The organism is Paenibacillus solanacearum (genome assembly GCF_910593845.1).
GTDB classification, from domain to species: domain Bacteria; phylum Bacillota; class Bacilli; order Paenibacillales; family NBRC-103111; genus Paenibacillus_G; species Paenibacillus_G solanacearum.
The window spans coordinates 1-15,213 of sequence record NZ_CAJVAS010000040.1 but is presented as its reverse complement, the minus strand read 5'-3'; the positions used below and the strand labels follow the sequence as shown (position 1 = coordinate 15,213).

Annotated in this window: 12 protein-coding genes and 1 other annotated feature; of the genes, 10 read left to right on the top strand and 2 right to left on the bottom strand. The window is 49.3% G+C overall.

Annotated features, from left to right (window positions below; genetic code table 11):
- Positions 1-50 precede the first annotated feature (50 nt).
- Entirely contained in the window at positions 51-1,421 is a 1,371-nt protein-coding gene (locus KXG62_RS27410; RefSeq protein WP_218095215.1) for a sulfatase family protein, read from the top strand.
- On the opposite strand, the gene KXG62_RS27405 is transcribed toward KXG62_RS27410, so the two are convergent.
- Positions 1,411-2,172, bottom strand: coding sequence for a DeoR/GlpR family DNA-binding transcription regulator (locus tag KXG62_RS27405; RefSeq protein ID WP_218095214.1), 762 nt, complete (start codon positions 2,170-2,172; stop codon positions 1,411-1,413). The two genes, KXG62_RS27410 and KXG62_RS27405, sit on opposite strands and share 11 nt — an antisense overlap.
- An 84-nt stretch (positions 2,173-2,256) precedes the next feature.
- Between KXG62_RS27405 and KXG62_RS27400 the strand changes: the two genes are divergently transcribed.
- The 4 genes from KXG62_RS27400 (at position 2,257) to KXG62_RS27385 (ending at position 7,719) form a co-directional block, all read left to right on the top strand.
- A complete protein-coding gene (locus tag KXG62_RS27400) occupies positions 2,257-3,585 on the top strand; it encodes an ABC transporter substrate-binding protein (protein WP_218095213.1) in 1,329 nt (442 codons plus the stop codon).
- A 151-nt stretch (positions 3,586-3,736) separates the two neighbouring features.
- Positions 3,737-4,408 (top strand): HAD family hydrolase, encoded by a 672-nt coding sequence (locus KXG62_RS27395; RefSeq protein ID WP_218095212.1) that lies wholly within the window; start codon positions 3,737-3,739, stop codon positions 4,406-4,408.
- A gap of 25 nt (positions 4,409-4,433) precedes the next feature.
- Positions 4,434-4,697 (top strand) — a binding site (T-box leader).
- Between the two features lie 76 nt (positions 4,698-4,773).
- On the top strand, positions 4,774-6,453 hold the full coding sequence (leuA, locus tag KXG62_RS27390; protein WP_218095211.1) for a 2-isopropylmalate synthase: 1,680 nt from the start codon (positions 4,774-4,776) through the stop codon (positions 6,451-6,453).
- Between the two features lie 237 nt (positions 6,454-6,690).
- Positions 6,691-7,719 (top strand): LacI family DNA-binding transcriptional regulator, encoded by a 1,029-nt coding sequence (locus KXG62_RS27385; protein WP_218095210.1) that lies wholly within the window; start codon positions 6,691-6,693, stop codon positions 7,717-7,719.
- On the opposite strand, the gene KXG62_RS27380 is transcribed toward KXG62_RS27385, so the two are convergent.
- Complete coding sequence (locus KXG62_RS27380) at positions 7,703-7,846, bottom strand: hypothetical protein (protein WP_218095209.1); 144 nt, start codon at positions 7,844-7,846, stop codon at positions 7,703-7,705. The two genes, KXG62_RS27385 and KXG62_RS27380, sit on opposite strands and share 17 nt — an antisense overlap.
- Before the next feature lie 207 nt (positions 7,847-8,053).
- Between KXG62_RS27380 and KXG62_RS27375 the strand changes: the two genes are divergently transcribed.
- From KXG62_RS27375 to KXG62_RS27355, 5 genes are all read left to right on the top strand, one after another.
- Positions 8,054-9,406, top strand: a complete 1,353-nt coding sequence (locus KXG62_RS27375; protein ID WP_218095208.1) for an ABC transporter substrate-binding protein — start codon at positions 8,054-8,056, stop codon at positions 9,404-9,406.
- Positions 9,407-9,423: 17 nt separating this feature from the next.
- On the top strand, positions 9,424-10,506 hold the full coding sequence (locus KXG62_RS27370; RefSeq protein WP_218095207.1) for a M14 family zinc carboxypeptidase: 1,083 nt from the start codon (positions 9,424-9,426) through the stop codon (positions 10,504-10,506).
- The gene (locus KXG62_RS27365; RefSeq protein WP_218095206.1) at positions 10,503-12,473 is read left to right on the top strand and encodes a dienelactone hydrolase family protein; all 1,971 of its coding nucleotides are present in this window, start codon (positions 10,503-10,505) and stop codon (positions 12,471-12,473) included. The genes KXG62_RS27370 and KXG62_RS27365 overlap by 4 nt, the downstream gene beginning before the upstream one ends.
- Before the next feature lie 240 nt (positions 12,474-12,713).
- Positions 12,714-13,334 (top strand): TetR/AcrR family transcriptional regulator, encoded by a 621-nt coding sequence (locus KXG62_RS27360; RefSeq protein ID WP_218095205.1) that lies wholly within the window; start codon positions 12,714-12,716, stop codon positions 13,332-13,334.
- A gap of 72 nt (positions 13,335-13,406) precedes the next feature.
- A complete protein-coding gene (locus KXG62_RS27355; protein WP_218095204.1) occupies positions 13,407-15,026 on the top strand; it encodes an FAD-dependent monooxygenase in 1,620 nt (539 codons plus the stop codon).
- Positions 15,027-15,213 lie beyond the last annotated feature (187 nt).

Sequence of the window (15,213 nt, the reverse complement as noted above, 5' to 3'; positions counted from 1 at the left end):
ATTCAGGTGTAATTTTGGCGTACATCACGTATAAGGAGAGAAGATGACAGATGAGCAAAAGACCGAACATCGTATTTATGATTGCAGACGATCACCGCTACAGCGATATCCATTCGCTTCACAACAAGCACGTCATTACCCCGAATTTCGACCGGCTGGCCGCGGGGGGGACCGCTTTTTTGAACACCCATATTATGGGCGGGCAATACAAGGCGGTGTGCACACCGACCCGGGCCTGCGTCCATACCGGTGCTCACGTGTTCAAGGCAGTGTCCGGCGAGCCGGAGGCCCGCTTCGATCTTCCGCATATCAACCATACGACGATCAACCCCGAGCTCGCGTTTATGCCCGAACTGCTGAAGCAGACGGGTTATGCGACTTACGCGACGGGCAAATGGCATAACGACAAGGCGAGCTTTATCAAAGGCTTTACCGGGGGAGACAAAATATTGTTCAGCGGCATGGCTCCGCAATACGAAATGCCGCTCCACCGGTTCAACGAGGCCGGGAGCTATCCGCCGGAGGACGCCGTCGTGCATGACGAGCATGCGACAAACATTTTCTGCGACGCGGGCATCCGGTTCATTGAGGAATACGACGGGGATGATCCTTTTTTCCTGTACATCGCCTTCACCTCGCCGCATGATCCGAAAACTTGCCCGCAGGAGTATTACGACATGTACGACCCGGCCGACATTCCGCTGCCGCGCAACTTCATGCCGGTGCATCCGTTCGACAACGGGGAAATGTTCGTGCGCGACGAAGCGCTGGCTAAGCTGCCGCGAGATCCGCAGGAAATATGCCGGCACATCTCGGAATATTACGCGATGATCAGCCATATGGATGCGGAAATCGGGCGCGTGCTCGATGCGCTTGAAAGAAAGGGGCTGGGCGACGACACGATCGTCGTTTACACGTCGGATCACGGGCTGTCGCTCGGGCAGCACGGGCTGATGGGCAAGCAAAATCTGTACGATCCGAGCGTCCGTATTCCGCTCATTTTCCGCGGGCCGGGCGTAGCCAAAGGCGTTAAGGTGGAGGCACTTACGTCGCAAATGGATATTTTCCCGACATTGTGCGCGCTGTCGGATATTGCGGTTCCTGGCACCGTGGACGGCAAAAGCATGGTTCCGCTCATGCGCGGAGAGGGCGGCGAGCATTACGGCAGCGTATTTGCCATCTACAAGGATGTGCAGCGGATGGTAAAAACCGACACGTTCAAACTGATTCGCTATTACCGGTCCGAACGAGGGGGCGGAACGAACCGCATCCAGCTGTTTAACCATAAGGACGATCCTTGGGAAACGACTGATTTGGCGACGCACCCGGACTACTTCGGACAAATTGCGGAGCTGTCGCATCTGCTGGCGGATTGGCAGGAGTCGCTAGGCGACCCGCTCGCTGGCAAAGCTATGCTTTGATCACTTCGACGTCGGCCGCCTGAAACAGCTGCAGCTGCGCTTCAGGCGCCTCGTCGTCGGTCACGAGCGTATGGATGGCATGTACCGGTGCGACCGAGTGCAGCGATAGTTTGCTTAACTTCGTATGGTCGGCGGTAACGATGACTTGCCGGGCCGCCTTGATCATCAGCTGCTTGGTCAGCACGAACTCGATTTCCGGATGGGTTATGCCGTGAATGGGATGGACCGCCGGGATGCCGATAAACGCTTTTTGCACGTGGACGTTATGTAAAATACTTTGAGTGAACATCCCGTTGAGCATGTAGGTGCCGCGTCTGAGTGACCCGCCGGTCACGATGACATCTACGCCCGGTGCGTCCTTCAGCTCCGAAGCGATGTTCATATCGTTGGTAATGACGGTGAGCTCTTTCCGGTTGTGCAGATGCCTGGCAATATGCAGCGTCGTCGTACCCGAATCGATTATGATATGCTCGCCGTCCTGAACCAGCCCGGCAGCCGCCCTCCCAATCCGCTCCTTCTCCGCATATTGTCCGGACACTCTTTCCGAGAAGGGGGGCTCGATCGTAATTTCCTCTTCGATGGCGCCGCCGTATGTGCGCTGCAGCAAGCCTCTTTCCTCAATTTCGGCCAAATCGCGGCGGATGGTCGTCGGGTGAACGCCGAAAATTTCGGCCAATTTGTTCACCGAAGCCGCTTTGTCTCTTCTTACAATCTCGATAATCTCCTTGATCCGTTCAGCACGAAGTGTCATATGTTCTCCCATTTCATTGCAGGTTGCTTTCATTATATGAAAAATTGAAAAGATGAGCAAAGAAATGTACAAGGAGGGTCACCTATGTCCACTTTGAATAAAACGACAGTGGTTATGCTTGTGCCGTCGCTGCTCGCCGTGCTCGCCGGCTGCTCCGGGGCCGATAAGCCGGACCAGCCGAAGGCACAGCAGACAGATACAGCAGTTGCCTCGAATACGGCCGTGCCGGAGCCGGTCACGCTCAAATTTTTGCTCAGCGGGGGAAAGCTGACCGATATTGAATATGAGCGGTATTTTGTCAACTTTTTAAAGGAGAAGCTGCCTTACGTTACTTTGGAGAGGCTGCAGGGGACGGCGGGGGACATCGTGGCTTCCGGCGTCATTCCCGACATCGTGTATACAGACACCGACTTCTACATGCCGCTGAAGCAGTTGAACTTGCCATTCGATATGACCGATTTGATCAAAAAAAGCAATCTCGATCTCGGCGCCTTCGTGCCGGAAACGGTGGAGGCCGTACGCAAGCTCGATCCGGATAAAAAAATGACAGGGGTTCCGTTCAACCGGAATGTCGGCGCGTTATTTTACAACAAAGAACTATTCGACAAGTTCGGCATCGCTTATCCGAAGGACAGCATGACCTGGGACGAGGTGCTGGAGCTTTCGCGCAAAATGACCCGGGAGCAGGACGGCGTTTCTTATATCGGCTGGGAGCCGGGCTTTCCGGACGTCATCGCGAGTCCATATACGCTGCCATATGTCGATCCGAAAACGAACAAGGCGGTGATCGACGACCCCGTCTATAAAAAGGTGTTCGAGCTGATGAAGCAAGTTTACGAGCAGCCGGGCTTCGTAGGTCCGAACAATAAGTGGAACTACGGCCCCGACGGCTTTATGAAGGACCGCAATGTGGCAATGATCACCGAATGGATGGTCAAGATGGTGGACGATTTGATTACGGGCGAGGAGAAGGGGATCGGGCCGAAATGGGATTTGGTGACGATTCCGAACTTTCCGGATAAAGCGGGGATGGGGCGCCACGGCGTAACGCATATGCTGTTCGTTTCGCAGCAGAGCAAGAACAAGGAGCAGGCGATGGAGGTCATTAAGGCGCTTACGTCCAGGGAGGCGCAGGCGTTGCAAAGCGCCTACGGCCGGATTACGGTGCTGAACGACCCGGATATCGTGAAGCAGTTCGGCTCGCAAAGACCCGGGCTCCAAGGGAAAAATACGGCGGCCATCTTCAAATTCAAATCGTCGCCGATTTCGGTGCCCAATTTGTACGACAAGGATATTCAGCCGATTATTCGCGCCATCCGCCCGGAAATTGCCATAAACAAGAAGGATGTCAATACCGCGCTCCGGGAAGCGCAGGAGAAGGCGGACAAGAAGCTGGCCGAGCTGATGAAGTAGGCTTGCTGCTGCTCCGTACTACCCTCAACTCATTTCTAGTTTTTTCTAGACTTTCAAATAGATTGAGGGTATATTTGTGTCAAGAAATTCCGGTGATCAACGGCGCGTGATGGCACTCATGGTTGCTGCAGCTACAAAGGGGAACGAAACAATGAAAAAGTACATACTGTTCGATCATGATGGTGTGCTGGTTGATACGGAATTCTGGTATTACAAAGCGGGAGAACGCGCTCTGGCTGACATTGGATTTACCTTGGATAAAGATCAATACCTCCGCGACATGACCCAGTCATTCGGCACTTGGTCCCAAGCGAGGGCGGCAGGTATTGATGAACAGACCATCAATAAGCAGCGTGAGGTCCGCAACGTCTATTATCAGGAATATTTAAGAACAGAAGCCATAGAGATTGAAGGCGTCGTTGAAACTTTAGCCGAACTGTCAAAGTACGTCCGCATGGCCATCGTGACGACTGCAAAACGTGCGGATTTTCAACTGATTCATGAGAAACGCCAGATTATACAATTCATGGATTTTGTCCTTGTTCGCGAAGACTACGAGCACGCCAAGCCGCACCCGGAACCCTACCTGACCGGCCTAAGGCGCTTCGGAGCTGCCAAAGAAGAGACCCTGGTTGTAGAGGATTCAAACAGAGGGTTGAACTCAGCCGTGGCGGCTGGTATCGATTGTGCTATTGTCCATAACGACTTCACAAAAACACATGACTTCTCACAGGCCAGCTATCGAATCAAGACTCTGATTGAACTAAAGGACATCGTGGTTCAAGAAAAAAATTGGATTAACACACTTGACACCAAAGTTTAAGTGATTTATTATTAACCCTAATATTTTAATTACGTTGAGAAGGAATAGTACGGTTTATCTAAGCGAACAGAGAGCTGTTGGACGGTGCGAAACAGCCGTGGAGAAAATCGGAACTCACCTTGGAGTTGCTCACTGAACCAATTAAAGTAAGTGGAGCCGGAGCCTGACCGTTATCAACAGGAGGATACAAGGTTGCCTTTTTTTGCAGCCTTATCCGCAGAGTGCATGCCGGCTATGGCATGAATTCGGAGTGGTACCGCGTAAGATGTCAAAGTCTTTCGTCTCTGTTTATGGAGATGAAGGGCTTTTTTTGTTTCGTCCGATTTTCGATAAATCAAGCAGAAATTGCTGGAAGGAAGATACCCATGAAAAATGTTGAAAAGTATGCAAGAGGATATTTTATGCCGGCAGAGACAAGCTTGAATTGGACCCGGAAGGAATATATTACGGAGGCACCGACTTGGTGCAGCGTCGACCTTCGCGATGGAAATCAGGCATTAATTGTTCCGATGAATTTGGAGGAAAAACTGGAATACTTCAAATTGCTTGTAGATATTGGTTTTAAGGAAATCGAAGTTGGTTTTCCCGCGGCGTCGGAAACCGAATTTGCCTTCTTGCGCACATTGATCGAGACGGACTTGATCCCTAATGATGTAACGATCCAAGTACTCACCCAATCGAGAGAGCATATTATCCGAAAAACCTTTGAAGCCCTTAAAGGTGCGAAAAAAGCCGTAGTACATTTGTATAACTCGACATCCGTGGCGCAGCGAGAACAGGTATTTCGCAAATCCAAAGAAGAAATTATCGACATCGCTGTGAGCGGCGCTAAACTGCTCAAGCAGTGTGCTGAAGAAACAGAAGGTAATTTTCATTTCCAATATTCACCGGAAAGCTTCACAGGTACAGAGATCGATTTTGCGCTGGACATCTGCAATAGCGTTCTCGATGTATGGCAGCCGACCGCAGAGAACCCGGTCATCATCAATCTTCCTGCAACGGTATCCATGTCGATGCCTCACATCTATGCTAGCCAAATCGAGTATATGAGCGAGCACTTGAATTTCCGGGAGCATGTTATTTTGTCGCTTCATCCGCATAACGACAGGGGAACCGGTGTGGCGGATGCGGAACTGGGGGTACTGGCCGGGGCTCAACGCGTTGAAGGCACATTGTTCGGAAATGGGGAAAGAACGGGGAACGTAGATATTGTCACACTTGCTCTTAATATGTACTCCCACGGGGTAGACCCGAAGCTCAACTTTGAGAACATCCCTGCGATCATCTCCGTTTATGAGCGTTTGACCAAAATGAGAGTAAGCGAAAGACATCCTTACGGCGGCGAGCTTGTTTTCACCGCTTTCTCCGGTTCGCATCAGGATGCCATTGCTAAAGGAATGAAATGGCGGGAGGACGAGGAACCCCGTAATTGGTCGGTCCCTTATCTGCTGATTGACCCCAAGGACATCGGTAGGGAGTATGAAGGCGATATTATTCGCATTAACAGCCAGTCCGGCAAAGGTGGGATCGGGTACATTCTGCAGCTTAAATACGGACTCAATCTCCCGGCGAAAATGCGCGAAAATTTCGGATACTGCGTTAAAAACGTATCGGATCAGCAACAAAAGGAACTGATGCCTGATGAAATATACGATATTTTCATGAAAGAATATGTGAATATCAATAATCCTGTCGGGTTTGTCAAATACCGTTTTACGGACAATGAAGATTTTCAAACCATAGTCACTATACGATCTGACAACGAAGTCAAGGAAATTGCAGGCACCGGAAACGGAAGACTTGATGCAATCAGTAATGCGCTCCAAACTCATCTTAGAATAGACTATACCGATTTGTTCTATTATGAGCATGCCCTGGAAACTGGCTCCAAATCACAAGCTATTTCTTATATCGGTATTACAGCTTCAGACGGTAACGTATATTGGGGCTGCGGCATTGATGTCGATATAATGACCTCGTCTATAAAAGCTTTGTTTAGTGCTGTGAATCAAATGTGTCGTAATACAGCTAGCGTTAACGGTTAGGAGTGCCGAAGCCTTTTGACCGGCGTATAAACAGTGGGCCTGTCTCTAATTTGAGACAGGCCTATTGTTATTAGGCCGAGACGTTTTCCGTGACAAGAATGCCTAAGGCAGCCGGTACCGAGGAACCACTCTCCCTCAGAAAGCAAACGGATTCTTATGCAGGCGGGAATTGTTGCTGTACATGATATACTAGTGAAGTGAATCTAACGGCATCTGCCGGGAGGAGTAGAGAGGGATTTGAAAAAAAAAATTACAATGAAGGATATCGCCGATTTTTTAAATATTGACCGGACAACCGTTTCAAAAGCGTTGACCGGGGCACCCGGTGTATCCCTCAAAACGATCGAAAAGGTCCAGCAAGCAGCGGATGAGCTCGGCTATCGTAAGGACAGTTTCGCCAGCAGCTTGCAGACGAGAAAAAATGCGGTGCTCGGACTCATTATGGCCGATTTCCGCCGCGGGATTTACGCCCCTCTTGTTGAAGCCTTTCAACAGACAGCCATGGAGTATCATTACAGTACGATTATATTTTACGTGAATCGAAATCAAAACGATTTGGCGAATGCCATCGAGCTTCTAAAGCAGCAGAGGGTTTCCGGCGCGACTTTTATTTCCGCGGCAGCGACCGCCGATCTATATGAATATGTATCAGATTTTTTGGAAGATGGCATTGCGGTCAATACACTGGAGCGGGACTTCGTCCCATACGGGATCGATCGGGTGAGCTTCAATCATTACAAGGCCGGATGCGATCTGACAGAGCATATGATTGCGGAGGGTCATCGAGGTATCGTGTTTGTAACATATGCAGATATCAAAGGAACGCCGGAGGGACGCCTGCACGGATATTTGGATGCGATGAAAAAACACGCATTGGCCCCTCGCGTGATCGCTGAAGACAAGCCTTTGTCCCATGCGCCGGGGGACGAGATGATGCTTGCTTACGAAAGGATTCACAAGGCATGGGACCGTTTGGACCAACCGACAGCGCTTATCGGTGTCAATGATAACTTCGCGCTCGGAATCTTACATGCGTTGAAGGATAAACGAATTGATGTACCCGGTACAATATCGCTGGCTGGCTTTGACGATTTGAACGCAAGCCTCGGCATTCCCCAGTTAACCACGATGCGCTCCCCGATGAAGCAGTCAGGTTCGAAGCTAGCTGAACTGCTGATCCGGCGAATCCGTCAAAGCGAGCTGCCTGCCACGGCCTATACGCTGGATTACGACATCATAGTCAGGAAATCTACAGCTCCCCGTTAACCGTTTTGCCCCAGGCAATAGAAGAGCCCCGCCCGGGCAAGGACTGAGCGATGACCGTTCCGATCGTTCCGATCTCCACATCCCAATCGGAGGGGATTTGCAGTAGCAGCGCGATCGAACGTGTCATCCACTATATACTCCGTTAATCCTCCATTTACCGAGTTCGAACGCGCAGCCCAGACCTTATACGTCCCGTCATCATTGGCAGAGCTTCACGCAAGAAAAAAGGTTTCTTTAGGTTGAGGAATTCAGTTGACAGAACGGATTAGAAGGTAATACAATTTAGTTATATTTCACTCGAGTGAAATCATGGTGTGAAAAGGGGGAAATATCCATGGAAAAGTCAATATTGTCTATCATCGTGGCAACCGTCCTGCTGGGCTTAACGGCATGTGACGGATCAGGAGAATCGAACAAGCAAGCCCTAGACCAAGGATCAGGCACGAAGGAACAACAGCAGGTTCAGTCCAAGCCGAAGGAACCGATTACGCTTTATATACAAAATATATATTCTGGAAGCCCTACCCCGGAAGATTTCATGGCAACGTACGGCAAATTGATTCAACAGAAGTTCCCCCACATCCAGAAAGTCGAGTATTTCACCAACACCTCTCGTCCCCTGACCCAAGCAATCATCAGCAATGATCCAATGGACATCATCATCACCTCCCAGGCTACTTTTCACAGCGGTTTGCTGGCCAACAAACTCCAAACAGACATCAGCGATCTGATTTCGCAAAAGAAATACGACTTGAACAAACTCGATCCTTCTTCCATCGAGCTCATCAAAACGCTGGGCGGAGGCAAGATTTACGGGCTGCCGGTTGACGCCGGGGGGACGTACCTCGTTTACAATAAAGATATCTTTGACAAGTTCGGCCTTCCTTACCCTCCGGATCATATGACCTGGGAGCAATTCATGGACTTGAGTAAAAAGCTCTCCCGGACCGAGGGAGGAGTCCAGTATCACGGCTCGGCATTCGCCCCGGTGAACTTTATGATTCGCAATCCCTATGCGCTGGAACATACGGTTCAGGGCACAGACAAAGCGGACTTCTCCAACCCGAATTGGTCTGGATTTTTAACGCAGATTGTCGATGTGTTTAAAATACCAGGCAACGAAAAAACCGTGGCTCAGCTTGGAACCTCCGGTGCACTTGATCTGTTCCGCAAAGAGAAGGTTGCAGCCATGTACTCCCCGATCGTCGCAAATGACCTCAGCCTGACATTCGGTTTCGAGGGGATGAACTTTGATTACACGCAATTTCCGACCATGCCCGGGGCTCCTGGCAATGTCCAGACATACCCGAACATTTATGCCGTTTCGTCCACGAGCCAGCACAAGGAGGATGCCTTTGACGTCATCGCATTCATGACTTCGGAGGAGATACAATTGACCAAATCGAAGCAGGGCTCCTTCACGCCGCTGAACAATGCGGCCATGCTAAAGGCTTTTGGCGAGCAAGTTCCGGATGGCATCAAAGGCAAAAACCTGAAAATCTTTATGGAGCCGAACAAATATAAGACGCCTACTCACATCTCTGAATATTTAACCACGGCGAACAACGAGCTGAATACGGTGCTAAATGAGGTTATTACCGGGACGAAGGATATCAACACGGCGCTTCGCGAAGCCACCGACAAGGCGAATCAAAAAATCGAACAGGCGAAAAACGCTAAAAAATAACAGAAGGGATGTTACGAATGCAAGTCACATATAACAAAATAGAAAGTGATGTTCCCATCCCTACGTGGTGGAACTCCGATTGGGAGCATATCAATCGAGAGTTGCTGGAGCGGGTTTCCATAGGGGAGACGCGGCTTTTGTCCGTTTCCCCCGGAGGCCGGCCGGTGTATGCCGTTCATTATGGAACGGCAGAGCCTGAACTTAGAGGAACCGCCAACTATAACTCAGCATTAGGGGCGAATAACCCACAAGCCTATTACAACCGTAACCAGCGGAGACATCCCGTGCTGATGATGATCGGTGGAATTCACGGGCATGAAGTTGAGGGGATGATCGGTGCGTTGTCGATCGTTCGCATTCTTGAAACCGGTCTGGACTTGACGGGAACACTGCAGCCGGAATTGGCCGACATGCTGAAGCAGCTTCGCATCATCGTCGTGCCGCTCGCCAATCCAGACGGCAGGGCACGTGTGCCCTACCAAGGATGGTGCGGGCTTCCACAGGACGAAATGACGCGATGGGGGCAAGGCACCCGAAAAGACGGCGACCTCTACCGATGGCGACCATGCAAGGAAATTCATCCGATGAGGGGCGATGTCGGCCTGCTGGGAGCTTACTTTGACGACAACGGTGTGAATATGATGCATGATGACTGGGCCGATCCGATGAGCGAGACTACGAAAGCATTGCTTCGCCTCGCAGCAGATGAAGGTCCGGATTGTCTGATCAACCTTCACAGTTATTCAATCTCGCCCGGAGTATTGCCGACTGCGCATGTGCCGCAGCTGGAGAAGCGGCGGATCAACGACTTCACGCAAATTTTCTATGAGCGCCTTACCCGAAGAGGGTACAAATCAGCTCTGCTTCCTGATGAACTGGAGACTGCTCTAGCTGAAAGGGCCCGGCCTGCGCTTAATTTACAAAGCATGTTGTACCATGTCGGCGCCGATCTGCCGATTTTATTCGAAAGCCCCCATGGGGTTGTTGGTGCTACCGCTGCTGTTTTCGACTATGACGAGATTCTTGATGTGCATCATGAACTGTTTCATACTGCAGCTGAACAACTGCTGATCCGTAACCAGAAGGGGATAGAGACATGAATATGAAATATTTTTTGAATACGCTTTCTGAACAATTTTCCGAAAGACCGCTTCCGATATTTGCAAGTGAATCGGAAATAGTGGCATGGAACGACGAAAGGAGAACATTGTTTCACCAGGCAATCGGAATAGATACTTATCTGGCAGCGGAACGCACTCCGTTAAATGTTCGTGTGACCGGAACGATTGACTGTGGGACTCATACCATTGAGAAATTGTACTACGAGAGTTTGCCCCAGCTGTATGTAGCCGGAAATTTGTATATTCCGAAAGGGTTAACCGAGCGAGCTCCGGGCATTCTATACGTTTGCGGGCATAGCCAATCGCAGAAAGTACAGTATCAAGAACATGCGCGGCGCTTTGCTCAATTGGGGTTTGTTACACTTATTGTCGATACCGTTCAGTATGGCGAAGTATATGGCGAACATCATGGAACATATGCAAGAGGCTGGTTTCAGTGGGTTAGCAAGGGCTATACGCCGACTGCCACTGAAGTATGGAATGCGATTCGAGGGCTAGACTTGCTCAGCGCCAGACAAGATGTGGATGCAACCCGCTTGGGCGTGACCGGACATTCTGGCGGCGGTTCAATCAGTTGGTGGACCATGTGTGCGGATGAGCGAGTCAAGGCGATCGCCACCTCATCGGGAACAGGACACGAGGCATCACATATTCGAGAAAGAACATTAGACGGACATTGTGATTGCAACTTTCCGAACAACCCTTATGGATGGTCGCTGACCGAACAATATGCGCTTGCCGCACCGCGGCCAGTACTGATTTTGGCTCCTGACCGCGATTATGTCTTTCAGATTGACTCCGTTCGCCAAGTGTATGACAAGCTATATACGATGTACGATTCAGCAGGCGTTGGAGACCGCATGCGGTTGTTAGACTACCGCTCGAATCATGCATATACGCCTGAATCGAGACAAAATGTGTTCAGTTGGTTTTTATGTCATCTGGCCGGCAAAAGTGTCAGGCCGGATGAAATTGAAGATTTCGATGGCGTCCAGCTGGAGGAGAAGCAGTTACTTGCATATGAAGGCCGCCCCCCTGCTGCGGATCGCTCCTTAACCGTTCAGGATTGGTTTATCCCTGTTGCAGCAATGGAAGCCATAGATTCGCGGGAAGGATTCCAGACTAATAAAACGCAGTTGATACAGAAGCTGAAGCAAGACGGATTCCGCCATTTCCCAGTGGCCATGAATCGTGCTAAAGCAGAGATTATGCAACATATTTGGGGCAAAGTCGAACAGGGGTGGAGGCTCAAATTCACCTATGAATCCGAAGAAAACTGGAAACTATGGGGGGAAATCCGTGGAAACCATCCCGATATGACTTTGCCTGCTGACGTACAACAAATCCGCCCTCTGGCAATACATCTGCGCTCCACCGGGGATGAAAAAGGGGAGCAAGCATTCGATCTGATGAAATCCGCTACACCGCGATGGTTGAAGGCACGATTAGATCCACGAGGTACAGGGGATACCGCGTGGGGCCAAGAGCAGAACTGGCACATCCGGCGTGCAAGCGCATTACTTGGTCGGACCGTTGCTTCGATGCGTGTATGGGACACGCTTCGCGGGATAGAGGCACAGCGCAATTTGCCGGGCGTTGATTCCAAGCGGATTGTGCTTGCGGGAGCTGGAGAGATGGCCGTTGTCGCGTTATATGCCGCTTTGCTGGATGGAGGCATTGAAGCGGTTGTTCTGCAGGATGCACCTGGCACACTTGATGCTGCCGATGACGGGAAGCCTAACATGCTATTCAAGGAAGTGATCAACGCTTTGCGGTACGCCGATCTCCCTCAAACGGCTGCCAGCCTTTGGCCGACCAAACTCGTATTTGTGGGTGAAAAAGATGATAGCTACATCCGGACACAGAGGAGCTACGAAGCTCTCGGGGGCGTTTGTATTCACGTTTCTAAAGCCTCAGAAATTGATTTTGATGCATTATGCACATAGGTGCTTTGAGATCCCCATAAATTGGGGATTTTTTATTTGAATGTAAACGCAGCTTTCAAGTGCGGTGAAGAACTGTTTGCTAAGCCCATTTTTATGAATACTTAAGATGGAACTGAATCTATATTTAACGCTCATAAGAAGATGAGCGATTGATATTTTGACTACAAACCACTTGACATGAAAAAAGTAACATCTTATTATTAACTCAACGAACGTTTAGTGAAAGAGGGAGTGGGAGTGGTGTCTAACACAGGAAGAAAAACGAACCGTGATCTCTTGGCGGAAGAGAGGAGACAGCAAATCCTCGATATCGCTAGGCGCCTTTTCGCGGAGAAGGGGTTTCATGCGACTTCCATGCGCGAATTGAACAAAGAGATTGGCATGGCCGAGGCGCTCACGTATCATTATTTTCCCGGCGGAAAGCAGGAAATTTTACAGGCTGTATTGCAAAATGCACAAGAGAAGCGGATGACCAACATTCTTTTGTCATTTGCAAGTACATTCCGCGAAGATGTGCCACTACGGGAAGTGCTGCTGAATGCGATTCACGGCTTCGACGAACGGATTATGAAGGACAAGGAATACTTTCAGATTTTGCTCCGTGAACGTAACTTGGTAGAGCATGAGCAATTGGAATGGTTAAATCGAATGGCGGAACAGCCCTACGACGCACTAGTCAGTTTTTTGAAGAGACGGGCGGAGCTTGGCGAAATCCGTCAGATGGATTTTGAGATGGCGGCGTCCCAGCTAATCTCGCATGCGGCGATCGGTGCTTTCCAGCATATTTTATTCGGCAAAGAGAGAGACTCTGCACAGCTGGAACGAATGGTCGACTTCTATGTCAAGATGTGGTACGTATAGGGCCTGTTCTATTTTGTCTATTTTACTCAACGAACGTTCAGTTGGTTGAACTAAATCTATGGAGGAAAGCATATGATACAACAACAAATTCCTGTATTGATCGTTGGTGGAGGATTGGTCGGTTTATCAACAGCCTTGTTTTTAAGTCATCAAAACATTGATTATCGATTGATTGAGCGGCATAAAGGAACATCCATTCATCCCAAAGCACGTGGGATCAATACTCGGTCGATGGAGTTGTTTCGCCCTTTTCAGATCGAAGAGCAAATTCGTGCAGCAGGTGCAGCCTTAGGGAAAGGCGGGGGTGGTTTGCTCCAAGCAAATACATTGCTCGAAGCAGATTTCTCAACCATGAAAGACTTGATTCAAAAACTTGTCGCTGAGAATGAACAACTTAGCCCAACACGTGGTAGTTTTACGACCCAAGATTTAATGGAACCGATCTTGTTGCAGGCGATTCAAGAACGCCAAGCGCATATCCAATTTAATATGGAGTTGGTTTCGTTTACTCAGGATGAACAAGGAGTTTCAGCAATCATCCAGAATCGTGAAACAGGCACTCACGAAACGATCTACGCGCAATATTTGATCGCAGCTGATGGTGCCAATAGTCGGATTCGTCAAGCATTAGGGATCCAAATGAGCGGACGCGGAACGCTTAGCTATAATATGAACATGTATTTCCGGGCCAATTTGAAACCCTACGTCGAAGGGCGCGAGTTTAGCATTTGTAATATTAACCATCCAGAGGCGACCGGAACATTGATATCGATCAATAATGACGATCTTTGGACCTTCCATGTGAATTTCGATCCGACCAAGGGAGAAAGCTTGAACGATTTCCCTGATGATCGCTGTATCCAACTGATCCATAAGGCGGTTGGGAATCCTGAGCTCGATGTGGAGATAATCAGTATCCTTCCTTGGGAAGCTGCGGTAAAGGTGGCGGATCGTTTTCAAGTCGGTCGTATCTTTCTAGTCGGGGATGCGGCACATCTTATGCCACCTACTGGAGGATTCGGCGGAAACTCAGGGATTGCAGATGGACATAATTTAGCTTGGAAATTGGCTGCTGTTCTAAAAGGCATGGCCGCGCCGGAGCTCTTAAGCACATATGAGATCGAACGAAAAGCAGTTTCTCACTTTACCACTGAGCAGGCTGGTCTGATCGCGAATACAGGACAGCTTAATATGGTTAGTAAAAAAGAGAGCGAAGCTCCCGTTACTAGCAATAATCATGTCATTATGCGGTACCAATATCGATCATCAGCAGTTATCGCTGAGCACTTTGATTCAGAGAGCAGCTTATCGCCTTATGTCGAACTGCTTGATGGAAAACCAGGCACACGTGCACCCCATCTCTGGTTAGAACAAAATGGACGTCTCATTTCCACCATTGATCTTTTTAACAAAAACTTTGTCCTTTTAGCCGATGAACACAGTACATGGATCCATACAGCCCAATATGTGTCTGGTGAACTTAACAACCTCCCAATCGATATGTTCACCATTGGTCAAACAGGAAGCTTCCAAGATCATGAAAACCAGTGGCACAAAATCTATCGGATCCCAGCAGGTGGAGCCGTACTCATCCGTCCAGACGGTTTTGTCGCTTGGCGCTCTGGTCAGGTAGAAAATCCAACCGAGACATTGTCATCAGTGATGAAACAACTGTTATCTTTTAAAAAATAATCTAAAAAAACCTCGGCGCTATGTAAGTTGTATCTTCAACACACCAAGTAATCTATTCCATTTTTTTATGGTGCTACAAGATGTCAAGACAGTTATTTTGGTATAATTAAGGTGTGAATGAGTTCACAATGTTAATTAATGTTAATTGGTAAGCCTGTAAATCTTGATTCAGATCCAATCCTCGACT

Bases quoted from the DNA above. Each gene is read 5' to 3' on its own strand.
- leuA (WP_218095211.1), top strand. From the start codon at position 4,774: ATGAAAAATGTTGAAAAGTATGCAAGAGGATATTTTATGCCGGCAGAG.
- KXG62_RS27365 (WP_218095206.1), top strand. From the start codon at position 10,503: ATGAATATGAAATATTTTTTGAATACGCTTTCTGAACAATTTTCCGAA.
- KXG62_RS27380 (WP_218095209.1), bottom strand. From the start codon at position 7,846: ATGACACGTTCGATCGCGCTGCTACTGCAAATCCCCTCCGATTGGGAT.
- KXG62_RS27370 (WP_218095207.1), top strand. From the start codon at position 9,424: ATGCAAGTCACATATAACAAAATAGAAAGTGATGTTCCCATCCCTACG.
- KXG62_RS27410 (WP_218095215.1), top strand. From the start codon at position 51: ATGAGCAAAAGACCGAACATCGTATTTATGATTGCAGACGATCACCGC.
- KXG62_RS27355 (WP_218095204.1), top strand. From the start codon at position 13,407: ATGATACAACAACAAATTCCTGTATTGATCGTTGGTGGAGGATTGGTC.
- KXG62_RS27375 (WP_218095208.1), top strand. From the start codon at position 8,054: ATGGAAAAGTCAATATTGTCTATCATCGTGGCAACCGTCCTGCTGGGC.
- KXG62_RS27400 (WP_218095213.1), top strand. From the start codon at position 2,257: ATGTCCACTTTGAATAAAACGACAGTGGTTATGCTTGTGCCGTCGCTG.
- KXG62_RS27395 (WP_218095212.1), top strand. From the start codon at position 3,737: ATGAAAAAGTACATACTGTTCGATCATGATGGTGTGCTGGTTGATACG.
- KXG62_RS27405 (WP_218095214.1), bottom strand. From the start codon at position 2,172: ATGACACTTCGTGCTGAACGGATCAAGGAGATTATCGAGATTGTAAGA.